This is a genomic window from Burkholderia sp. Bp8963 (assembly GCF_003854275.1).
Taxonomy (GTDB): domain Bacteria; phylum Pseudomonadota; class Gammaproteobacteria; order Burkholderiales; family Burkholderiaceae; genus Burkholderia.
In genome coordinates, this window is record NZ_QTQP01000057.1 from 1 (window position 1) to 21,681 (window position 21,681).

Consider the following 21,681-nt stretch of genomic DNA (forward strand, 5'->3'; position numbering starts at 1 on the left):
CAATATGCGCATCTCTTCAAGCGTGTTGTGAGCCAGGCTCCGGCCGTCTCGTTTCATGAGCGATCCTGTCAATAGCTGTCGCTCAAGCATAGACCATTTGTCCGCTAAATTTCTGACCTATGAGTAACACCATTACCCTTGTGACCGCAATTGTCATCTTGGTCAGTACGGTGGATGACTTTGCGCTGGACGCTTGCTACTGGTCGTTCGAGCTTGGGCGGGTTCTGCGTCACGAAAAAAAACAGACTGTCAATATCAGCATGTTGCGCTCCTTGGAGGAGCGCCATCTGGCACTAATGCTACCGGCCTGGAAAGAGTATGACGTGATCGCCAAGATGATCGAAAACACCTTGGCGACCATGGAGTATGAGCAATATGTGATTTTCGTCGGAACCTATCACAACGACGCCGAAACCACGGCGGAAGTCGACCGGATGGTCCGCCGGTATCCTGGCAGGGTAACGCGCGCAACGGTCATGAACGATGGGCCGACCTGCAAGGCGGACTGCCTGAACTGGATCATTGCCGCCATCCTGCGTTACGAAGAGATCCATCATATGCAGTTCGCGGGCGTCGTCATGCACGACTGCGAGGATGTGATTCATCCGGTTGAACTCAAATACTTCAACCATGCGGTTGTGGACAACGATCTGATCCAGCTTCCCGTCCTGTCGTTGCCCCGGAAATGGAACGAGTTCGTGGCCGGATGCTACATGGACGACTTCAGCGAAACGCACCAGAAGGACGTGCCGTCGCGGGCACGTCTGACCGGTGTCGTCCCCGGCGCAGGGACTGCCTCGTGCTACAGCAGACGCGCGATCGCAGCGGCGATGAAGGAGCGCGACGATTGCCCGTTCAATACGAGCTCACTGACCGAGGACTATGACTTCAGCTTTAGGTTGAGAGACCTGGGCATGAAGGAGACCTTTGTGCGCTTTCCGCTTTCGGACATCACGCGGGATGGCGGGGCGGAGCGTCCAGGTCGTGGAGTGGCTGCCCGGAATCTGTTGGCGACACGTGAGTACTTCCCGAAAACATTTCGGACCGCGTACCGGCAGCGCGCCCGATGGATCGTCGGCATCGCTTTTCAGGGCTGGGAGCAGCTGGGTTGGAAGGGTAACCTGCTCACGCGCTATCTGTTCTTCCATGATCGCAAGGGGATCGTTACCTCGCTGTTTTCGGTAATTGCCTATGGCGTGCTGATCAACTTCGCAGCGCTTGCGGCGCTTCAGAGGAGCGGATATGTCATTCCGGCCAATGCGCCCGTCGTCACGCTCGGCGACTGGATCAATCCGCTGCTATGGGTGAACACCGCCATGTTGTTTGCCCGCGTGGGACAGCGCTACCATTTTGTCAGCAAGCTGAACGGTCCGGTCCAAGGGCTGCTCTCGATTCCGAGGATTTTCGTCAACAACCTGATCAATTTCTACGCGGTTTGCCGGGCGTGGCGCATCTATATCGGGCACCTGGCGAGCGGCAAGCCTATCGCATGGGACAAGACCAGCCATACATACTTGTCGAGCGAGGAACTCGGGAAGACGCGCCGCAAGATTGGCGAAATCCTGGTCGGATGGGGCGTGCTGACACCGGAGCAATTGCAGGCCAGCCTGGAGAAACAACTGACATGCGGCAAGCGACTGGGCGAACTGTTGATCGAAAGCAATGTAATCTCAGCCGAATCGCTGGCGGATGCGCTCGCTGAGCAAGCGGATCTCCCCCGAGTGAGCCTGGACAATGTGGCGGCAGGCCACTTCGCGGCGTCGCTGGCGTTCGAGCTGCAGTACGCGTATCGGGCTGTCCCGTTTTCAACCTCGGACGACGGAACGTTGAACATTGCGGTCGGGCGCTCGCTTACGCAGGACGAACAGGATATCGTACGGCGAGGTGCCAGAACGAACGTTGCCTATTTCATTGCCAGTGATGCGGAGATTGCCGCCGAACTCGCGCGGCACTCTCGCTTCGTCGAACTCACTCGAGCACGCGACGGCAATGAGGCAACGCCACGCGTATCGTCAGCGATAAAAACAGCGGGAGACCCGACATGAAAAGCTTGAGACCCCCGATCGCGGTTTGCCTGAAGCGCTGCGTCGGATCGAGCGCAATGGCGGCGGCCATCTCGCTGGCCTGGCACGCACCGGCTTACGCCACGCAGCCGCTCGTGCCCAAAGCTTACCGGCTCGCTGATAGTGCGTACAAGGCAATCAATGCCGGCAACCTGCGTCGCGCGGAAGATTATGCGTCGCGCGCCCTCAAGGTGCAGCCTGGAAGCGAACAGCTTGGACTGCTGCTCCTTGACGTTTTTAAGCGAGAAGGAAAAATCGCGAAAGCGGACGCCCAGGTGGAATCGTTGCGGGCTCGCTTTCCGAACAGCGCGGCAGTGCTGGCGGAGCACGGCTACATGGCTGAGCGGAGGAAGCACTACGACGCAGCGTGGAGAGATTTCTCGGCCGCCGTCCGGACAGGACAGTGGAGCAAGGACCAGCAGCGCAACCTGCGACTCGCCTGGTCGGACAGCGCGCTCTCGGCGAATCGTCCATACGAGGCTGGCGTGGCGCTTGCACCGCTGGAAAATGACAGATCGACCGCGGTTCAGTTGCGTATCGCACAGGTGCGTTTGATGACCGGTGACCGGAAAGGGGCACTCCGGGCGGCGGAACTCGCAGCAAGCGAGGCGTCGACGGACGCTGACCGGGAAAAAGCCGTATCGATAGCGGCGCAGGCACGGGAATCGGAACTGCCGGCTGCGGAGCCGGCGGACGACACCGCAACGCAGGCGCTTCAGAAGGGCTACGACCTCCTGCGCGAGCACAAGGATCGCGAGGCGCTCGCTTCATTCCAGCAAGGTTTCGACGGGGGAGCCGGCAACGCGATGAACTATGCGGACGCGGGCTATGCGGCCAAGCGTGCCGGATTGAATGACGAGTCCGTTGACCTCTTCAAACATAGCCTCGACGCGGATGAAAGCGAACACGTATTCGACGAGCAGCGCAAGTTCGGCTATCGGCGAGAAATCGAGCGACTTCAGCGCAGCTGGGGTTTCGTGCTGAGCGCGCCATACCAGACGGCCGCGTTCGGCCCGCAGGGCACCATCAGCGTGTTGCAGCCTGGTATCGAGGTGTACTGGCAGCCGCCGAAGATCGGATATCAGAACGGGCGCATCCTCCAGTTCTTCGTGCGCGGCTACGGCACGGCATACGACGGAGCGGGCAACGTGACCGGCATGCCGACCGTGCAAGGGTCAGCAGGCGTGCGTTACAAGCCGCTCCCCGAGCAGAACGTCGTGTTGACCGCGGAGCGGCTTGTCCGCATCGGCAGCCTGTCGACGAACGACTGGCTGATGCGTCTGGGTTATTCGTCGGAAGCGGGTACCGACCTGAGGGTCACCGAACCGAGCTGGCGTAGCTGGCAGGCCTATGTCGAAGGCGCGTACTTCATCAGCGCGGGCCGGTACATCATCTATTCGGAGCTGCGTTATGGGAACACCTGGCGTTTACCGATGCTCAGCGATCGGCTGACCGTGTATCCGCACGCGGCGATTGCCGGCGATCACGACAACCGCCAGACGGACGAAACGGCGATTGGTGTGGGCCCCGGCGTGCAGTTCCGCTACTGGTTTCGCGAAGACCGATATAGCGCGCCGGCAAGCTATGCGGACGTCACGGTGCAATACCGGTTTGCGTTGACGTCAGCGGTGCGTGCCCGTGGTGTCGTGGTGCGCGCGACATTGTGGTTCTAGCGGCTTGGAGAAAACGGTGAAGAGAGTATTGGTGGTATTTGGCACGCGGCCGGAGGCTATCAAAATGGCGCCGCTGGTGCATGCGCTAAGGGAATGTGCGGACTTCAACGTCAGCGTGTGCGTGACGGCCCAGCATCGCGAAATGCTGGATCAGGTGCTCGAGCTCTTCGACATCCGACCGGAGTTCGATCTCGATCTGATGCGCAGCAGGCAGACCCTGACTGATATCACGTCCGGTATCCTGATCAATATCGGCAACGTAATCGAACCGGCGAGGCCCGACATCGTACTGGTTCACGGCGACACGACCACGACGCTGGCTGCGAGTCTCGCCGCGTTTTACCGGCATATTCCGGTGGGGCATGTCGAAGCGGGGTTGCGCACCGGCGATCTGTGGTCACCGTGGCCGGAGGAGATGAACCGTCGTTTCACGGACACCATATCGTCGTGGCATTTCGCGCCAACATTGCAGGCGCAGCAAAACCTCATTTCCGAGGGTGTGGCGCCGGAGCGCGTCGTCCTCACGGGCAACACCGTGATCGACGCGCTGCTTGCGATCAAGCGACGGCTTGACGAGGAGCCGGAGCTCACTGCGGAGGTCGCCTCGCGATATCCGTTCCTTGATCCGGTGCGCCGGCTCATTCTCGTGACAGGGCACCGGCGCGAGAGCTTCGGCGAACCATTCAGGCAGTTTTGCGCCGCGCTGCATATTCTTGCGTCCGATCATCCGGAGGTCCAGATCGTCTACCCGGTCCATTTGAATCCCTTGGTGAGGGAGCCAGCGGAAGAGCTCCTCTCCGGCCACGAGAACATCTTCCTCCTTGGCCCGCAGGAGTACCTTCCCTTCGTGTTCCTCATGTCCCGGGCCTATTTCGTGATGACCGATTCCGGTGGCGTTCAGGAGGAAGCGCCCGCGCTTGGCAAGCCGGTACTCGTGACGCGCGACACCACTGAACGCCCGGAAGCCATCGAGGCGGGAACGGCCCGGCTGGTCGGCACCGATATCCTGACCATCCTGAGTACCGCATCGGAGCTTCTCAACGATGCTGACGCGTACCAGCGGATGGCGCAGGCGGCGAATCCTTACGGAGATGGGCATGCGTGCGAACGTATCGTCTCAGCACTATCGGAGACGGAGGATAGCCGGCCGGTCGACGATGCGTTGGCAGTTTGCGCGGATCGATTGCCGATGGCGCCGACGGATACGGAAATGCCCGAGGCGGCGCGCGCTGAATGACGCCCAGCAGCGTTCTGCCCGCGCCCCGGCTGAGATGCATCGCACGGCAGTTGCGTGACAGGCAACCCGATACGGCATTTTCCGATCGGGCTGCCCGGACCCATCAGCTGGGCGCCTTCAGGTTGATGATCGTTTGACGCAGCAACTGGAAGTAGGGGCTCGTCGAATACGGAAGCATTTCCTCGGCGTAGTTCCACCAGAAGAATCCTCCAATGAACCGCGGATCGGTCATGCTGTTGACCATCGGGTAATAGGTCTTGATCAGGTTCTGCTGCACCGAGGCCGGCGCGGCGATATCCGACGTGCCAATTTCGCCGAAGCCGACCTTGGCGTTCGGGAAAATGCTTTCCAGCGCGGTGAAATCGTTCTTCCACGACGGATTCAGCCCCGGGCAATCCTGATACGGGTAGTAGCTGAACAGCGCATAGTCGGCCTGCTGACGAACCGTCGCGGGCAGGAAGGCCGTTGGCCAGGTCTTCCAGTAGTCCTGCGGTTTTTCCCAGCAGTTGGTGCCCTTGCTGTCGTCGTTGTAGTACAGCGTGATAGCGGTCTTGCCGCCGTTCGACTTGACGATCGTGTTGGCGGCCGCGACCATCTGGCCGATTTGCTGTTCTTCCGAATTGACCACCGAGTTCGTGCCGCTCGGATCGTTACGCAGCCATTCGCCGTTGATTTCATTGGCGATTTCCCACACGTCGACCGTGTTCTTGAGCTGCGACACCAGCTCCTGGGTTCGCGCTTGGTACGTCGAGAGATTGGTCGGGAAATAGTAGGAATCGTAGACTTCGCCCATCACATACGCGACCGCATGCAGGCGCAGCAACGGTGCGTAGTAGTCCGTGGCCGGCGTACCCGGATCGAACACCACGCGCACGGTGGGTCGGTACGGCAAGTTCTGCAATGATGCGATGATTGCATCCAGTTTCGTCAGATCGTCGAGCGTCACGCCGTAGACGGGATTCTTCAAGGGTTCGACCTGAGCCTGGACGGGTTGGGAAAAAGGCATCAGCCCGGAATACGCGACGCCCGCAGCAACGGCCGCGCGGGCGAGGTGTTTCGTCAGCTTTTTCAAAACAGTCCTTCCATCTTAAGGTAAGAAGAAGGGCGATTTTAACGGAAAATAAAAGCAAATTATCTGACGATAACGAAACATCGGCTTCGGCGCGTTGCGAGGCGACGCCTGGAGCGGGCTCCGAGCCTTGCACCGAACAGGCGACTGCGCTCGATGCGGAGCGAGGTGCGCGGCAGTATCCGCCTCGCACGCCAACGCATCGAGCACGCGTAGTACAACATACTATTTAGCGGTTATTGCAGCCGAAGCGGATGCTACCCGGACGTGATCAACGAAATTGCTGGCTGAGAAGTTCGTCGACGATTCTGCGCGCCACATGAGCGTCGTGCGAAAACATATCGCAGCGCCCGTCAAGCCGGCGATCGACCGGGTGCCGGTCAATGTTTTCGCATCACGGCCTGAAGCAGCGATTCACCATCGTGCGTCACCCGCGGACGGCTTGCGCCGGAGCCGAATCGCTCGAGTACGACGAACTGTTGCTCGATCAGCGTATCGAGTTCCTCGCGCGCCATGTCGATCTGGTCAGGCGATGCCTTGACCAGCATGAGCACCGAAAATTCGTGAGGGCTCAGCATTCTTGTCTCCCGGGATTTGGAATAAGCAGGCTTGACCGCTTCGTTCAGCATCGACCGCAACGACATCGAATCACACATGCTGCTTGCGCGTGATCAGTCTCGTTTCGGGTGCGCAATGTGATGGGTGATATCCCTGACTAACGTCAGCTTCGGACTCGGACGCGAGATCGACAACGAATCCGCGGCTGCATGGACGCCTTGCTTCACGTGTATAGGCGAGGCTCCGGGATTCGCGATTACTTCCACGTGGAACAGCGTGACGGACAATTCCATCGGTGTTTCGCCGAGCATGGCGGCAAGATCCTCCTTAGTCAGCGGATCGGCGTCGACAATGTCGACCGTCATCGACCCGACGCCCGTCTGGCGATCGACATGGACATTCCAACGGCAAATTCTTGCGCCGCGTTTCGCGAGGCATTGCCACACGGCGCCGACGTACAGCTTGCCGGTGGCAGCACGGAACGAAAGTCTTTGGACAATCATGTCTGTTCAAAGCTGAAGTGGTTCCCCTGTCATGGGGAGGGCCGTTCCAAAGCATATGTCAGGGGGGCAGGAAAGTACACGACGGGAACATGTCCGTATATTCATCTTTACGAACATCGGTAGCGGCGTTGGAACAACACGCCGTCCTTGCGCACGCGCCAGCCCTCGTCCTCGTGGTGGCCAGACGCAGCCGCCTCGGCGAGCCCGCGAGCAGGGGCGGCCGGCCGCATTCACATCGGGTGATCCGAACGGCCGGGACGCCGACTGTCGTGCAGGCGCAATACCGGAAGCTGCACTTCGACCAACAACAAGTCGCTTTTACACCGTCGTTATAAAAAAGCACCGACGCCACGCACATCGCAACGCGCGATTCCGTGCGGTCGCTTAACAGAATCTCAAGGCGACGAAGTGGCACGGAAATCGCTGTATTTCGTGTATCGACGCTTATCCGGACAAGCGTCGATTGTGCGACCGTCCAGAGAGCCGCATGTAAATCAGACGCTCGAACCGCTCAGGTCGCCGGCGCGTTGTCGAACGATTCGAGCAACATGGCGCGACGGATGGCGTCGCCTGCGAAACCACGCACCGTCGCCGTCCGAGGAGGCGAAAATGAACGGCGTGTGGTGCGGCGCACAGCGAATTTTGTGTGTGCGGCTCGACAGTATCGGCAACGTGCTGATGACGACGCCTGCCATGCGCGCGCTGAAGGAAAGCGGCGAAGGACGTCACCTGACGCTGCTGACGTCGAACGCAGCGGCGCCGCTCGCCGGGCACCTGCCGATGATCGATGACGTGTGGACGTACGACGCGCCGTGGATCAAGTATGCGTGCACGAAATCCAATCCGGTGAGCGATCTCGACATGGTTACCCGGCTGCTGACTGCCCAGTTCGACGCGGCGGCCATCTTTACTGCTTGCAGTCAGAGCGCGCTGCCCGCCGCGCTGATGTGCTGGTTCGCGGGGATTCGCCTCCGGCTTGCTTATTGCCGCGAGAGTCCGTACCAGCTGCTGACGGATCACGTCGTCGAAAGCGAACCGCATCGCCCAGTGCAACACGAGGTGGTGCGCCACCTGGCACTGGTTCGCGCGGTCGGCGCGACCACCACCGACTGGCGGATGACGTTCGATCCCGGCTACGCTGCACGTCGCGCGATTCGTGTGTGGCTGCGCGCGGCGCTGCAGCGCATGGAGGGTGCAATACGGCCGCTCGGCGGACTTGGACGCTGGCTGGTCGTCCATCCCGGTGCGTGCATGCCGTCACGGCGCTGGCCGGCGGAGCGCTTCGGCGACACGGTGGCTCGGCTTGCGCCGCTGTTCGACGGTATCGCGGTCACGGGCAGCGGCGCCGAACGCGACCTCGTCGCGAACGTCTGCGCGCGCGCCGGCGGGCGGGTGTTCGCGCTTGCCGGTGCGCTGTCGATCGGCGAGCTAGGCGCGCTGATCGAGGCGGCCGACCTGCTGATCTCGAACAACAGCGTGCCGGTGCATCTCGCCGCCGCGCTCGGCACGCCCGTCGTGGATCTGTGCGCCATGACCCATTCACGGCACACGCCATGGCACGTGGCGAGCCGTGAGCTGAACGTCGACGTGCCATGCCGCAATTGCTGTCGCGGTGTGTGCGACCAACCCGGCCATCCGCGCCTGCTCGGCGTTGGCGTCGACGACGTAGTCCGCGCGGCGCATAGCCTGTTGCGCGCGACCGCCCGACGCGCGGACCGCTTGCAGGGTGTGGCGAATGCGTGCCCGACAGGTGTGGACGGGCCCACGGAGGAACTGACATCGGCGACAGTATCCAATGTGATTCCTTTCGCATCCGTCATCACGAGGAGGTGACCCATGGCCCGAACCGGCACGGTTGCGTCACTCGACACGCTCGGCGTCAATGCCGTCTTCCACGGCAGCGCGGCATCGGCGGCCGCGCACGTGTTCCATTGGCACGGCTTGCGCGGCACCCGGCTCGCGCCGTCACATGTCGCCGAGATCATCATCACGTCGACCGCGATCCCGCCCGTTTCGCTGTGCTGGCATGTGCGCGGTACGACGCATTTCAGGGCGACCTTGCTATGACGCACGAATTTTCCCAATCGTCTTCGGATATGCCCGGTCGACCGCGCATCGCGGTGTTCCGGGCGCTGCAGCTCGGCGACATGCTGTGCGCGGTGCCGGCGCTGCGCGCGTTGCGGCGCGGCGAGCCCAGCGCCCGCATCACACTGATTGGCTTGCCGTGGGCGCGCGAATTTTCATCCCGGTTCGCCGACTACGTGAACGATTTCATTGCATTTCCCGGTGCGCCTGGGCTCGCCGAGCAAGCCGGGGATGATGCAGGGCAATACGATGTGTTTCGTGCGACATGCCAGGCGCGCGGTTTCGATCTCGCGATCCAGCTTCACGACAACGGCGAGCTGACTAATGCGGTGGTCGCATCGCTCGGCGCGGCCCGCACCGCGGGATTCGTTCCGGCGAACGGCCATGGCACGGCGCTCGACCATGCGATTCCGTGGCCAGACCGTGAGCCTGAAGTTGCGCGGTATCTCCAGTTGATGCGCAGTCTCGGCTACGATGACTGGGGCGATTACCTCGAATTTCCGCTCGGCGGCCTCGACTTTGCAATCTGGCAGGTGCTCTGCGAGAAACATGGTCTGCAGCCAAGCCGTTATGCCGTCGTACATCCCGGTGCGATGATGCAGTCGCGGCGCTGGCCGGTCGATCGCTTCGCGGGCGTCGCGCGCTGGCTCGAGGATCGCGGCCTGCGGATCGTGCTGACCGGAACACGTGCGGACGCGGAACTCGCACTAGCCTTTCGAGAGAGCCTCGGAAGGCCGTTCGTCGACCTGTGCGGCGGGACACCGCTCGGCGCGCTCGCGGCATTGATCGGCCGCGCGCGGTTGCTTCTGTGCAACGACACGGGCGTGGCGCACATCGCCGCGGCGCTCGGTACGCCGAGCATCGTCGTCGCATGCGGCAGCGACGTCGCGCGCCGGGCACCTCTCGATGGCGGGCGACATCGCGTGCTCGCGATCTATCCGGCCTGCCGCCCATGCATGTTCGACACCTGCCCATATGAGCACGTGTGCGCGACCGCGATTGGCGTGGACGATGTGATCGGCTTTGCAGACGAGCTGCTCGGGGAGGGGAGACGCCATGCCCGGTAAGCGTTTGCGTGATTTGACCGACCCGCGTGATCGAGCATGGCGCGCTGATTCCGGAGCGCGAATATGGCACGCCAGCCTCGGTGTCGAAGTGCCCGGCCCGCCGATATGAGCGCCGGGACCGCGACGGCATCATGCAAGCGAGGCGCGGGGTGGCCGCTCACACGCAATCGCGTACGGGACACGACACGCGAATTGCAAAGAACACCCTTTGCGCACGGCACCGCGCAAAACGGGCGTCATGTTGACGCCCGCAATACCACAGTCGACGCATGTCAGCGTCGCTCCTCTCCGCTTTCCGGGTGGTTGGGCGACGCCGCATGAGGTGGCTCGTCGAGGTCGAGTTGGTCGCTCTCGCGCCAGTAGGGCGCACTGCCATAGGACTCGTGCATCGGGCCGGCCCATTTCGGATCGGCCGTCGCCGGCCAGTGGTCCTTGTCGAATCCCGGCGCGTTGCGGATTTGCTCGGACGACTCCGACAGCAGCAAGCACTTGCGTTCGGCGTCGAGCGTGAACGCGCTCCAAGGAATCGCGACCAGCTTGTCGCCGATGCCGAGCATGCCACCGCTCGACAGCACCGCGTAGGCGATTCGCCCCGATATGACGTCGAGCATGATCTCCTTAATCTTGCCGACGTCGTCACCGTCGATCGAGAGGACCTTGTCGCCTTCCAGCGTGCTCGCGGCCATCACGTCGGGGCCTGGGCCGCGTGCCGTTTCGAATCCCTTGCGGATGATGCGGGTCAGGCCTTGGGCGGGGATATTCATCGTCGTTCTCCTGGCTGGCGCGAACGTAGACCGTACCGGGCCGATATGTCGCGCGGGTGTCTGTCAAGCCGGCGGGTCGCTGGCTGGAAATCGAGATGCGGCACGGAACGATGCGTATGTGCGTCGTCCTTGTTCTTGAGCAGCAGCAACCACGGCTCGCAACGTGTGCGCAACACGCGTACCCATGCTGTGACGGGTACAGCGTTTGCGACATCGCATGTGCCCCGTCACGACGCGGCGCCGACGTGGCGGCTGGCGCAGGACGCATCGCAATGAACCAGCGGCCTGCGAATCAAGCCCAACGGGCCGCGCGCAACGGCGGCGCCGGCGACAGGAGGGGGCATGACGTTGCCGAAGCAGACGCATCAGACGCATTACGAGGTCAACGTATGCGGCGGCGGATTCGATACGGTCAGGGATCGGTTTCGGATCTGGAAGCAGGAGCCGCTCGTCTCGCGACCCGGCAGGCTGATGTTCGAGGGCAAGTCGGACGTGCGGCCGCTCGGCACCGGCGATTTTGACGGCACCGAGGCCGCTCGTCGTGCGCTACAGCGGGCGAGCCGGCCGCAGGACAATTTCGCGCTTGCCGCACATGCGTGCGAAGACGGTCGCGAACTCTGGATCGTGCTGGCGGCGTACGACGTATGACCATGTTGCGACGATTGGAAAATTTACACCAGTCGATGTAGCTATTTCGACGGCGGGCTGTGTGGAACCACGGGCGCGCGGCCCCACAGCCGTGTGCGGTGAACGGCGCCAGGTGGCACGCCGATTGCGGACCAATGGTCATTCCATCATGAGGACCGATCCATGGAACCTGCACCCTGGACGTCGCTGCATCCGCCCGATCCGCCGATGCCCGACGTCGAACCGGACCCCGCTTCGCCCAACGAGGACGACGAGTTGCCGCCCGAGATGCCGGAGCCGTATCTGCATCCGGTGGGGGATCCCCCTGAACATCGGCCGCCCAAACACGAACCGCCGGTGTACGCGTTGCCTGCACCGAGTGCCGGCGTACCCGCCGGAAGCGGAGGTGTGCGATGAGCATCCATGTCATACCCGGGATCAAGCGCGAGATTGCCGAAACGCTCGGCCGCTACTTCGAAGCGCGCGACATGTTGTTCCATATCGAGGAGCGGCCGTCCAACGTGCTGCACGTCGGGTTTCAGGTCAACGGGCATACGGCCGCTGTGACCGTGACGTTCGATGAGGACGCGTTCGCCGCATTCGAGCAGTGGGACATCGACCAGCAACGCGTCGCGCTGACACACGTCGCGGAGGAATTCGACGAGATGATGGCGCAACGCAGCCCGACCGCGTATGCGGGGGATCTTCACATCAACCGGTTCTGAGCGCGGCACGCGCATGGCCGGTTCTCATTTTGCGGAGGACTTCGATGATTCCGAATCCGATACGCTGCATCGCAGCCTGTGCGGTTGCCGCCGCGTGCAGCCTGACGGCGTGCTCGCAGACGGGGCCTTATGGCTCGCGACCCGGCTCTGACCCGCAGCAAAGCGGCGCAGTGCCGCCATCCACGACGCAGGACGCGAACAGCCGTTACGACACGCGTTCGCCGGGGGGCGGAATGGTCCCCGGGCCGTCGACGGGCGACGACCATAGCCCGGGCGCGCAGCCGCCACCGTTGTATTGACGCATACCGTGCAAAACGGCACGCGCGTCGCGTGAGATGGCCGCGCCGGCAAGTTCCCCGACATCGAGCGCCTCGACCCTCGCAGCCACAGGCAAATCCGCGAGCGACACGTCGTGGCGCAACTGGCGCTCGGACGCGTGGCCAGCCTCAGTCTGAGCCGCCAGTTCCAGAACGATGTGCTGATCGGGCTTCAGTATCGAGTCAGAAGCTAGCCGCCGGGCAGCGGCCCGTCTTGCTCGAGCCCGGTCTGCCAGAGCGTGGCGTCGAGAATGCTCGGTGACGACACCGCCATACAGGAACGGCACGATCGCGAGTCCCGATCCGAACACGAACGCACCCGCTTTCATGAAGAACGTGCCGATCTGAACGAGTTGCGGCAGATCGATGCCGCTCAGCAGGCCGCTTGCCGCCGGCAGGTTGGCGCCGGCGATTGCATTCAACCCGCTCTTGTGCAGCCATTTGGGTGGGGCGCGCCAGAACCGCATGCGAGCCGTCGCGTTCAGGCCGAGTATCGCGCGGGCCTGCGCCGGCGGCGAATCGCAACCGGCGGCCACGCCGGTTTTGAGCTTGCGGTAATGGCACGAGTGAAAATTGATTTGAAGGCTGGATCAACCGGCAATTTTCCGTACGCCTTGACCGGGCCGGCAATTTTCCGTACCGTGGCTGCCAGGAGGTAAATGGCTATGGCCACGACGAGATTCGAAGCCCGCATTGACGCAGACGTGCATGCAGCGATCCGCCGAGCCGCCGAGCTCCAGGGGCGCACGATGTCGGATTTTGTCGTCTCGGCTGCCCGCGAAGCTGCGCAACGCGCGATCGCCGAGGCCGAGATGATTCGCCTGTCGCTGGCGGATTCGCAGCGCTTTGCCGACGTGATTTTGTCGCCACCTGAGCCAGTCGACGCGCTGAAGCGCGCGATCACCCGTCACGATCAACTGCTGCGTAACGAATGAGCGCCGATCAGCTGCTTGTTGGCGCCGTCGGATCCACTCATGACCGGTGCCGTTTCGAGTGCGGATCGGCCGCGCTTGATCGTTACCTCCGAGAGCAGGTTACCCAGGATGTGCGGCGACGCGTCGCGGCGTGTTTTGTCATGCTCGATGGCGACTTTGTCGTCGGCTATTACACGCTGTCCGCAGCCAGCGTCGCGCTTGCGGAGCTGCCGCATGCCGTGGCGCGCAAGCTGCCCCGATATCCGTCGATCCCGGCAGTCCGGATGGGGCGGCTGGCCATCGATATGAAATACCGGGGCAGGGGGCTGGGTGCGGCGCTGCTCGTCAACGCGCTGCAGCGCGCCGCGAAGCCGGAGATTCCCGCGGTGGCCTTGACGGTCGACGCGAAGGACGATACGGCCGTGGAGTTCTACCGGCACTTCGGCTTCATGCAGCTGACGAACAATCCGTTGGCGCTATTCCTGCCTTTGGCAACAGTCAAGTAGGGCGTGTAGGCCTCGATCGGAGGAAGGATGAATGTCTGAAGAATATGAAGTGCATGGCCCTCACGACGATGCGGTGGAACATCACGGAGCCCACGGCGGAGATCAAGGTACGTCGCGCATAGCGGTGCTAACGGCCGTGCTTGCCTGCTTCGGCGCGATTTCTGCCTATCAGAGCGGTGCGGACGAGAGTCTGGCGCTGCTGTTCAAGAACGAGGCCGCGATCCGGAAAACCGAGGCCGCCAACCAGTGGGCCTACTATCAGGCGAAGGGCAGCAAGCAGAACCTCGCCGAACTCGGCGCGGCGTTGAGCCCGGACACGTCGCCGCAGCGGAAGCGGTTCGAGGCGGACGCCGCGCGATACCGCGCCGACAAGGAACCGATCCGCGCACGTGCCGAGGCGCTCGAAAAGGAAGTCGAAAAGAACAACGCGGCGAGCGAGGAGCGGATGCATCGACACCATCGATGGTCGCAGGCGACGACCGTCATCCAGATCTCGATCGCGCTTGCGGCGATCACGATTCTCACGCGGCGCTCCTGGATGCAGGGGCTGTCGATTGGCGTCGCCGCGATCGGCATCGTGTTGGCGGGGTTGGCGTTCTTTGGGGTTTGATTGACGGCGAAGCCGTCGCAGTCCACTCGTATCGCGCCAGTTTATGCGCGAGGTCACACGTGTAGAGCAGGGATACGAGTCGCCGATCGGACGCGGCTGCGGCTGCCGTCCGGGTATAAACCGTATATACTGTTTATACTGTTATTAACCCGGAGAAACTCATGAATACACAAACCGCAACCCCGCCGACAACAGAAGCCTTTCCCTTTCCGAAAAGCACCAGCAGCGCCGCCGATCCAGTTCAAGAGCCGGCAGCTCAAAACGACACGCCAGAACCCGCTGCTGTTGAGGTCAAGCCCACCAAGACCACCAAGCCCACCAAGACCAAAGCTGTAAAGAAGGCGCCGAAAGCGCCGGCAGCTCAAAGCGATTCGCCAGAATCGGCAGCCGTTGCGGCAACCGTTGAGGTCAAGCCCGCCAAGACCAAAGCAGTAAAGAAAGCACCGAAAGCGCCGGCAGAATCGACGGCGGAGACCAAGGCGAAGCGGCCGAAAAAGCCGAAAGTCGTGCGAGACAGCTTCACGATGCCGAAACAGGACTACGAGAAGATCGCCGTCTTGAAGCAGAAGTGCCTTGAAGCTGGCGTTGCGGTGAAGAAGAGCGAGATCTTGCGCGCGGGTCTGATCATGCTCGAAGCGGCGGCTACCAAGCGCTTGCTCGCTGCTGTCGAAGCGGTCGAGACGGTGAAAACCGGTCGGCCCGCCAAGTCGTAAAGGGTTACGGCTCGAGCCGCATGGCCGCGCGTCGCCGTCGCGAGTTCAAACGGCAATGTTGTTCCCCAACTGAGCAGCGCCCGCGGCGGATCCTGCAACTGCCGCGGTAAATGATTGAGGAGACCGGTCATTTCCGACTTCGATCCTCTCATGCATAAGCTCGACTGGCAGCCTGCGGAAGAATGGGTGCCGTACTCTCACGCCACCGTTTTTCGTTCTTTACGTCTTGCATACCCCGCGCGGTGAAGGCGAACCGGGCCGATATCAAAGTCCACAACTCGAAGCTGGCGCTCTTCAATCGTTCATTTCCCGGTTTGCGCCGTTCTTCGCCAGCGATGCGCGTTTCGATCTCTGGGTGCACTCGCCCGGTTCCCAAGGCACGATTGTCTGGGACCGCCACGATCTTATCTATGGCTACGGTCCAATCGAGTGTTTTCGCCGTGGTCTCGGTTCAATCGGATTCTACGAAGGCAGGCCTGGCGTCCCGAGCCCACACATGCATCACGACCGCCAAGAGCTGGATGGAGATGCAATGGCTCTGCTGTCTACATACTCCTGGCAGTAATCTCCGCTGCGGCCGGAGGACGAACAGTGAACGCGTATCACATGAGGTTCGAGCGCCCGAACCCGCGATATCGCGTCGTCACACCACGCCGGACGACCGCCGCCAGGCGGCCGTCCGTCAGGCACATCAACTCCGGCGCGCTGTGAGCCACTCCGCCGGCTTCGGCGGCTTGCCGACCACGCGGACCTCGCCAATGTTGCCGAAGAAGCCGTCCGTCCCACAGCATCTTGCCGTAGGGCACCTCGAGCGGGCTGACGCCGTCCTTGTCGATGTTGAGGAACTGGTGGTTGACCAGGATCACGGGCAGCGTGGGGTTGTCCCGGATGACCTTGTTGGCCCACGCGAGACCGTCGTCGGAAATGCGCCAGGACAGCGACAGCACCAGGAACTTCTGCCCTTCGGCGGTGAACACGCGGTATTCGTGAAAGCCGCTGGGATCGCGCCCGCCGAAGGTGGCCTGGCGCTTCGCGCGCGCCGTGCCGAACCACTGCAGGTACCGTTCCTTGGTGAGGTCGCGCTGCTTGTCGGTCGCGCTTCCCTGGCTGCTGGCGTCGACGTAGTCGCGGACGAGAATGACGTCGTGGTTGCCGGCGAGAATCGAGTAGGGCACCTTGGCGTTCTCCAGCACCTGCATCGCGCTGTTGGCCACCATCCACTGCGCTTCCTTGCTCTGCTGGTCGACCACGTCGCCCAGGTGGATCAGGAACGGGATGTTCAGCGTCGCGGCGTTGCTCGCCACCCATTGGGTCTGCGCGCGGAACGGCTCGCTGCCGTATTTGCGGATGAGCTGCCGGTTCTTGGCGACCGTGGCATAACGGGCATAGAACTGAGTGTCGGGCAGCACGGCCAGCGCGAAGCTGGAGACCGCTTTCGACGCGCCCGGCTGGGGCGTGGGCTGAGCCGGCGGCTGAGTGCCGGTGCCCGGACTGCCGTCGCAGCCGCAGCCGCAGCCGGCCAGCAGCGTCGTGCACTGTACGCTCGGCCACATGTCACTGGGTACGACGTCGATCTACGTGTAGTCGGAAGAAGCGCGTATGCGCTGGGAGGCCGCGAAATATCACGCGCGACTTGCGGGTGCGAAAGGTGAGAGTGGGGATGGCACTACCGTGGTTCGTCAACGCGGTCGGAAGTGCGGTCGTAGATTGCCCGGTGGCGGACACTGCGGCCGAACGCGTAAACGGTGGCAAATCGGCGCCAGATTAGATATCGTCATTGAAATGACCGGCATCATTTTATACAATATCATCATTGATGATTGACGGGGGCGATCCGTGGCAGCAATGACCATTCGAGATCTGGACGAGCCACTTAAGACACGGTTGCGTGTCCAGGCCGCCAAGCACGGCCAATCAATGGAGGCGGAGGCGCGCGATATCTTGCGCAGTGCATTGGCGGTGGAGCCGCCGCAGGGTGACTCACTGGTGGCGTCGATTCGCCAGCGTGTGGCCGCAATCGGAGGCGTGGAACTCGAGTTGCCGACGCGGGAGCCGATTCGAGAGCTGGGCGGTTTCGGCTCATGATCGTCCTCGATACCAATGTTTTGTCCGAACTCATCAAGCCGGCGCCCAATGAACGAGTGATCGCATGGTTCGGTCGGCAGTCTCGACTCGCGCTGTTCACGACGACCCTCACGCGCGGCGAAATGCAGTACGGCGTCCGTTTGCTGCCGACCGGTACGCGGCGTGAAGCACTCGCAACTGCGGTCCGTGCGATCTTCGATGTCGATTTTTCGGGGCGAGTCCTCAGCTTTGATTGGGATGCAGCTGACACCTATGCCCAAATCGCGAGCGAGCGACGTCTGGCGGGTGCGCCGGTTAGTCAGATCGACGCGATGATTGCCGCGATCGCACGCGCGCACGGTGCGACGGTAGCGACCCGTAACGTGAAAGACTTTGTAGGCTGCGGTGTGGAGTTGATCGACCCGTGGAATTAATCTGAAGCCCGCTCGACGGTTGACGGGAGTATGTATGTTGATCGAGCTATTTGGGAAGGCGAATCGCCAGTCTGATGTGCGCAATAGCTGGGACCAGCGAGTTGAAGTAACGTAGCGGCACCGGCCGATGTCGCGACGTCGCCCTCTTCGAACTGCCCCGAGGCGCTGATGGCTGAAAACGTGCAGTTCGTTTCGTTTGCTTTGCCCGTGGAGATCGCGCCCAAACAGGTGCCCTCGTCGTTGCACGACTTCGTGAGGCTTCTCGCGACAGCAACTCCGCTTCGAGTGTGCCGAAGAATGATTCGCACATGGCGTTGTCGTAGGCGTCGCCGGCCGTCCCCATCGACGGTTGCACGCGTGCTTCGCGACAGCGCCGCCCGAAGGCAATGGACGTGTATTGGGCACCCTTGGTCGGAATGATGAATCACATGCTCGGGACGACGCTGCGCAAGCGCCATATCGAGCGCTCGCAGCATGAGCTCCGTGTACAGATGGTTGGACATCGCCCAGTCCACGCACGGCGACTGAAGACATCGAGCACCACCGCCAGGTACAGGAATCCCTCGCTCGTTGGTATGTAGGTGGCGTCTGCCACCCACAGTACGTCAGGCCCATCGGCACTGAAGTGACGGCGTACGAGATCAGGTGCGCGCCGTGCCCCCGCGCGTTGCCGCGTGGTACGTGGCCAGCGCCGTCGGCTTGCGCCACAAAGCCCTGCCATGCGCATCAGGCGCGCCACCCGCTTGCGTCCCACGTGCACGCCTTCACGCGCAAGTTGCGCATGGATACGGGGTGCCCCATACGTGCCGCGCGAACTCGCGTGCAGCGTACGGATAGCGCCAGCAGCTGCGCATCACTGCATGCGTGGCGCGACGGTTTGCGTGCCAGCCACGCGTAGAAGCCGCTCGTGGAGACGCCGAGCAGCCGCGCCATCGTGGCAACGGGCCAGCGGGCCCGGTTCGCTCTCATGAATCCGTACCGCCCTTCGGTGGAACGGCTCCCGTCTCCCTCGCGAACCAGGCTGCCGCGTGAGAGAGTATGTCGCGCTCCATCTCCAGCTGGCGGACCTTACGACGCAGCCGCGTCAATTCTTGCCGCTCGGCCGTGGTCAAGCCGTCCTGGCGCACACCGGCGTCACGATCGGCCTGCGCGACCCAGTTGATGATGCTTTGCGCCGTCGGCTCGAACTCGCGCGCCAATTCCTCAGGCGTACGTTCTGCCTTTACCAGTTCCACCATCTGCGCCCGGAATTCGGCCGCGTACGGCTTCCGATGCTTGCCCATGACGGCACCTCCATCGGGCGGCCAGGAGGCCTCTCAATGATTATCAACTTCAGTCGCGGTCGAGAACGACGTCGTGGTTGCCGGCGAGAATCGAGTAGGGCACCTTGGCGTTCTCCAGCACCTGCATCGCGCTGTCGGCTACCATCCACTGCGCTTCCTTGCTCTGCTGGTCGACCACGTCGCCCAGGTGGATCAGGAACGGGATGTTCAGCGTCGCGGCGTTGCTCGCCGCCCATTGGGTCTGCGTGCGGCCGCCGGCAGTTTGGCGAGCTGCTTCGTGGCGCCGGGCAGGCCGTCCACGTAGGTCAGGAAGGCTTCGGCTTGTTGGGCCGCCGGCGTCGACTGCGGGCCGCCATCGCCGCCGTAGGAGGCCAGGGAGAGCGCGGTGGAAAACGGGAGGAGCGAATACGCGCCAATCTGGCGTTTGGTATAGCGAGTCACGGTCGACTTTGGAGATTGTGAATCCGCACATATCTTTCACGACGCTGATTAAAAATGTATTTCTTGTATGTTGCAAAATAGTTTCAATTGGATGGGAAAGCTTTCCGTGCGTCAGCTTTGTTCTTCGGATTCCGGACGAACAAGCCTGCCGGCGAATCTTGGGAAGCGCGCGTCAGCCGGACGCCTTGGTGCTGTCCGGCGAGGTGGTGTGGAGCGGGCTCACGCGTGTCACTCGGTATCGACTCGCGGGCATTTCCGCAGTCGCCCGCGTCCCGGAACCGATCGGGAGTTGTTTTCAACAGAGGAAAGCGCCTCGGAATCCCCTACGCTTGGCCGTGGCCAACCCGCCGTCGAACCGATTCCCCCCAGGGAAAAGGTCGGCTGACTGGCTGGATGGATCCGAATTCAATTGGCTTGCAGACGACCTCGATGCTGCTGGAATGCTCCTGGGGCCGCCATGCGTATGCGCCGTAGTATTTACGCTGCTGACGTTGAACGGAGTCCCTCTAATGCAAGGTCGGATGGGTTACCCACTAGTATTAATTTGTAGTGGGTAACTTGAGCCGCACGCCCGCCTTTCCACAGTACAAGTTACCCACTAATATGTGAATTTAGTGGGCAACTTCGATGCGACCATGCTGACCTACCATCCCGACGCGCTGCAAACGCTGTACGCCTCTTTGATCGAGTCCGCGGCTGGGCAAACGCATATCTCGCTGCAGACGCCCGGCACAGCGGCGTACAAGACGGTCAAAGGCAACGACTACACCTATTGGCGCGTCTATAGGGCCGATGGGCAGCGCTCTGACGAAATTCTCGGGGTGACGGATGCTCCGGACACGCTCGCCAAGCTAGACCAGAAGCGTAGCGAGAGCGCGGAAGCGCGTGCGTTGGCGGAGTCGGTGAAGACACTACGAACAGCCAAGTTCGCCGTCGCGGACAACTCCTCGGCGCTCACCATCGCGTCGATCTTCAACGCGGGTCTGTTCAAGCAAGGGGCGGTCCTCGTCGGCTCACACGCCTTCGGTGCGTTGCTGAACGGCCTGGGGGTCAAACTGGCCGCGAACTACCAGACGAACGACATCGATATCGGTGCGGCTTCTCCGGTGGCGCTCGCCATTTCGGAGGATCGCAGCCTTCTGGATGTACTCAAGGACACCGGGCTTCCATTCCTCGAGGTGCCTGGGCTCCATCCCAAGCAACCCGCAACCTCGTACAAGCGCCGCGGTTCGATGCTCAAGGTCGATCTTCTGGTACCGGGTTCAGAGAATTACGAAACCAAGGAATTGCCCGGGCTGAAGGCCCATGCGATCGGCCTGCCGTACTTCGACTTTCTCATTTCAGAAGCAGACTCGGGATATGTGCTGGGTAAGGATCACATTGTGCCTGTACGCGTTCCGGCGCCCGCGCGCTTTGCGTTGCACAAGCTCGTTGTGAGCACGCTGCGACCAGCCGCATTGGGCGTGAAATCGAACAAGGATCTGCAGCAGGCGGTTGTGATGCTCGCGGCAACACTGGAGCGCAATGCGGATTGGGTCGAGGCCGCGATGGAGGCCTTGCCGCCCGCGGCGCGTTCGCGCGTCGCGCAAGCCGCCGATCATGCCATGCCTCATGCCGAGGGGTATCCGCACCTTACCGTAGACACATTGGAGCGGCTGGTTGCGTTGGGCTGATCGTTGGATATGCATTTTCTTTTACCGCCGGCTGATGATCAAGTAGTGGGGGGCTTTCTACGTGACAAGGACTTTCTGGTCTTTTCACCTCCGGCCTACAACACTGTAGGCGTCGACGTGTTCGATAACCGTGCGGTAGCCGTACCCTGCTATGCACCGACGCACACTTTCGTCGAGAAGCTCTGAAGGGGCAGCAGCCCGCGGGCACCCGCGCACAAGGTCCTGGAACCGCTGGTCACAGACTTGTCGTGGTCCTCATCCCGCCAAAAAGGACGACCACCCCGACGAAGCTTGGCACCGGTGTGGGCGGTTCGCTCAAAAACGAACTGTTCGGCTGTTAGTGTGTCTGTCCTTT

Annotated in this window: 22 protein-coding genes and 3 pseudogenes; 15 read left to right on the forward strand and 10 right to left on the reverse strand. The window is 62.1% G+C overall.

Translation table 11 applies throughout. From position 1 onward, the window contains the following. Window positions 1-119 precede the first annotated feature (119 nt). Genes DID96_RS31485 through wecB form a run of 3 tightly spaced genes read left to right on the forward strand, consistent with a single transcriptional unit; the run spans window position 120 to window position 4,973 of the window. Complete coding sequence (locus DID96_RS31485; protein WP_124603127.1) at window positions 120-2,045, forward strand: glycosyl transferase family protein; 1,926 nt, start codon at window positions 120-122, stop codon at window positions 2,043-2,045. Further along, window positions 2,042-3,736 carry a bacteriophage N4 adsorption protein A gene (locus tag DID96_RS31490; protein ID WP_124603128.1) on the forward strand — a complete coding sequence of 565 codons (1,695 nt, stop codon included), beginning with the start codon at window positions 2,042-2,044 and terminating at the stop codon, window positions 3,734-3,736. Before DID96_RS31485 ends, DID96_RS31490 begins: the two co-directional genes overlap by 4 nt. Window positions 3,737-3,752: 16 nt before the next feature. Next, a complete protein-coding gene (wecB, locus tag DID96_RS31495; RefSeq protein ID WP_124603129.1) occupies window positions 3,753-4,973 on the forward strand; it encodes a non-hydrolyzing UDP-N-acetylglucosamine 2-epimerase in 1,221 nt (406 codons plus the stop codon). A gap of 103 nt (window positions 4,974-5,076) precedes the next feature. Here wecB and DID96_RS31500 read toward each other — a convergent pair whose 3' ends face one another. The 3 genes from DID96_RS31500 to DID96_RS31510 all read right to left on the reverse strand — a co-directional run bounded on the left by DID96_RS31500 (window position 5,077) and on the right by DID96_RS31510 (window position 7,103). Beyond that, window positions 5,077-5,979, reverse strand: coding sequence for a hypothetical protein (locus DID96_RS31500; protein WP_260464077.1), 903 nt, complete (start codon window positions 5,977-5,979; stop codon window positions 5,077-5,079). A 443-nt stretch (window positions 5,980-6,422) separates the two neighbouring features. Next, complete coding sequence (locus DID96_RS31505; protein ID WP_124603156.1) at window positions 6,423-6,620, reverse strand: hypothetical protein; 198 nt, start codon at window positions 6,618-6,620, stop codon at window positions 6,423-6,425. A gap of 93 nt (window positions 6,621-6,713) precedes the next feature. Then, complete coding sequence (locus DID96_RS31510; protein ID WP_124603131.1) at window positions 6,714-7,103, reverse strand: hypothetical protein; 390 nt, start codon at window positions 7,101-7,103, stop codon at window positions 6,714-6,716. Between the two features lie 609 nt (window positions 7,104-7,712). Between DID96_RS31510 and DID96_RS31515 the strand changes: the two genes are divergently transcribed. Together DID96_RS31515 and DID96_RS31520 are read left to right on the forward strand one after the other, a co-directional pair. Then, window positions 7,713-8,936, forward strand: coding sequence for a glycosyltransferase family 9 protein (locus DID96_RS31515; RefSeq protein ID WP_124603132.1), 1,224 nt, complete (start codon window positions 7,713-7,715; stop codon window positions 8,934-8,936). A 230-nt stretch (window positions 8,937-9,166) separates the two neighbouring features. Next, a complete protein-coding gene (locus DID96_RS31520; protein ID WP_124603157.1) occupies window positions 9,167-10,255 on the forward strand; it encodes a glycosyltransferase family 9 protein in 1,089 nt (362 codons plus the stop codon). A gap of 272 nt (window positions 10,256-10,527) precedes the next feature. Here the strand turns inward: DID96_RS31520 and DID96_RS31525 are convergent, their stop codons facing one another. Beyond that, the gene (locus tag DID96_RS31525) at window positions 10,528-11,019 is read right to left on the reverse strand and encodes a PRC-barrel domain-containing protein (protein ID WP_124603133.1); all 492 of its coding nucleotides are present in this window, start codon (window positions 11,017-11,019) and stop codon (window positions 10,528-10,530) included. A gap of 342 nt (window positions 11,020-11,361) precedes the next feature. Here DID96_RS31525 and DID96_RS31530 point away from each other — a divergent pair, with 342 nt between their 5' ends. The 3 genes from DID96_RS31530 to DID96_RS31540 all read left to right on the forward strand — a co-directional run bounded on the left by DID96_RS31530 (window position 11,362) and on the right by DID96_RS31540 (window position 12,371). After that, window positions 11,362-11,667 (forward strand): hypothetical protein, encoded by a 306-nt coding sequence (locus tag DID96_RS31530; protein WP_124603134.1) that lies wholly within the window; start codon window positions 11,362-11,364, stop codon window positions 11,665-11,667. A 162-nt stretch (window positions 11,668-11,829) separates the two neighbouring features. Further along, a complete protein-coding gene (locus tag DID96_RS31535; RefSeq protein WP_124603135.1) occupies window positions 11,830-12,063 on the forward strand; it encodes a hypothetical protein in 234 nt (77 codons plus the stop codon). Beyond that, window positions 12,060-12,371, forward strand: a complete 312-nt coding sequence (locus DID96_RS31540; RefSeq protein ID WP_124603136.1) for a hypothetical protein — start codon at window positions 12,060-12,062, stop codon at window positions 12,369-12,371. The genes DID96_RS31535 and DID96_RS31540 overlap by 4 nt, the downstream gene beginning before the upstream one ends. A gap of 541 nt (window positions 12,372-12,912) precedes the next feature. On the opposite strand, the pseudogene DID96_RS31545 reads toward DID96_RS31540, so the two are convergent. Beyond that, window positions 12,913-13,149, reverse strand: a pseudogene (locus DID96_RS31545) (chromate transporter); the annotation flags it as partial. Window positions 13,150-13,353: 204 nt separating this feature from the next. On the opposite strand from DID96_RS31545, the gene DID96_RS31550 reads away from it, so the two are divergent. The 4 genes from DID96_RS31550 (at window position 13,354) to DID96_RS31565 (ending at window position 15,431) form a co-directional block, all read left to right on the forward strand. Next, the gene (locus DID96_RS31550) at window positions 13,354-13,623 is read left to right on the forward strand and encodes a DUF1778 domain-containing protein (protein WP_124603158.1); all 270 of its coding nucleotides are present in this window, start codon (window positions 13,354-13,356) and stop codon (window positions 13,621-13,623) included. Further along, complete coding sequence (locus DID96_RS31555; RefSeq protein WP_124603137.1) at window positions 13,620-14,108, forward strand: GNAT family N-acetyltransferase; 489 nt, start codon at window positions 13,620-13,622, stop codon at window positions 14,106-14,108. Before DID96_RS31550 ends, DID96_RS31555 begins: the two co-directional genes overlap by 4 nt. Before the next feature lie 31 nt (window positions 14,109-14,139). Continuing rightward, the gene (locus tag DID96_RS31560) at window positions 14,140-14,718 is read left to right on the forward strand and encodes a DUF4337 domain-containing protein (RefSeq protein WP_124603138.1); all 579 of its coding nucleotides are present in this window, start codon (window positions 14,140-14,142) and stop codon (window positions 14,716-14,718) included. Window positions 14,719-14,879: 161 nt separating this feature from the next. After that, the gene (locus DID96_RS31565; protein WP_124603139.1) at window positions 14,880-15,431 is read left to right on the forward strand and encodes a hypothetical protein; all 552 of its coding nucleotides are present in this window, start codon (window positions 14,880-14,882) and stop codon (window positions 15,429-15,431) included. A gap of 758 nt (window positions 15,432-16,189) precedes the next feature. On the opposite strand, the pseudogene DID96_RS31570 reads toward DID96_RS31565, so the two are convergent. Beyond that, window positions 16,190-16,984, reverse strand: a pseudogene (locus DID96_RS31570) (metallophosphoesterase); the annotation flags it as partial. A gap of 292 nt (window positions 16,985-17,276) precedes the next feature. Here DID96_RS31570 and DID96_RS31575 point away from each other — a divergent pair. Together DID96_RS31575 and DID96_RS31580 are read left to right on the forward strand one after the other, a co-directional pair. Further along, on the forward strand, window positions 17,277-17,516 hold the full coding sequence (locus tag DID96_RS31575; protein ID WP_409333830.1) for a FitA-like ribbon-helix-helix domain-containing protein: 240 nt from the start codon (window positions 17,277-17,279) through the stop codon (window positions 17,514-17,516). After that, window positions 17,513-17,929: a type II toxin-antitoxin system VapC family toxin gene (locus tag DID96_RS31580; RefSeq protein WP_124603142.1), complete on the forward strand. Its 417-nt coding sequence runs from the start codon at window positions 17,513-17,515 to the stop codon at window positions 17,927-17,929. The genes DID96_RS31575 and DID96_RS31580 overlap by 4 nt, the downstream gene beginning before the upstream one ends. 424 nt (window positions 17,930-18,353) lie before the next feature. On the opposite strand, the gene DID96_RS39640 is transcribed toward DID96_RS31580, so the two are convergent. The 4 genes and pseudogenes from DID96_RS39640 to DID96_RS38510 form a co-directional block, all read right to left on the reverse strand. After that, window positions 18,354-18,764, reverse strand: coding sequence for an IS3 family transposase (locus DID96_RS39640; protein WP_124603160.1), 411 nt, complete (start codon window positions 18,762-18,764; stop codon window positions 18,354-18,356). 130 nt (window positions 18,765-18,894) lie between these two features. Then, window positions 18,895-19,212 carry a transposase gene (locus tag DID96_RS31595; RefSeq protein WP_124603143.1) on the reverse strand — a complete coding sequence of 106 codons (318 nt, stop codon included), beginning with the start codon at window positions 19,210-19,212 and terminating at the stop codon, window positions 18,895-18,897. 52 nt (window positions 19,213-19,264) lie between these two features. After that, window positions 19,265-19,456, reverse strand: a pseudogene (locus DID96_RS31600) (modulator protein); the annotation flags it as partial. Next, a complete protein-coding gene (locus DID96_RS38510; protein ID WP_185732432.1) occupies window positions 19,420-19,653 on the reverse strand; it encodes a hypothetical protein in 234 nt (77 codons plus the stop codon). The gene DID96_RS38510 and the pseudogene DID96_RS31600, both read right to left, overlap by 37 nt. Before the next feature lie 635 nt (window positions 19,654-20,288). Between DID96_RS38510 and DID96_RS31605 the strand changes: the two genes are divergently transcribed. After that, the gene (locus DID96_RS31605; protein ID WP_124603144.1) at window positions 20,289-21,326 is read left to right on the forward strand and encodes a GSU2403 family nucleotidyltransferase fold protein; all 1,038 of its coding nucleotides are present in this window, start codon (window positions 20,289-20,291) and stop codon (window positions 21,324-21,326) included. Window positions 21,327-21,681 lie beyond the last annotated feature (355 nt).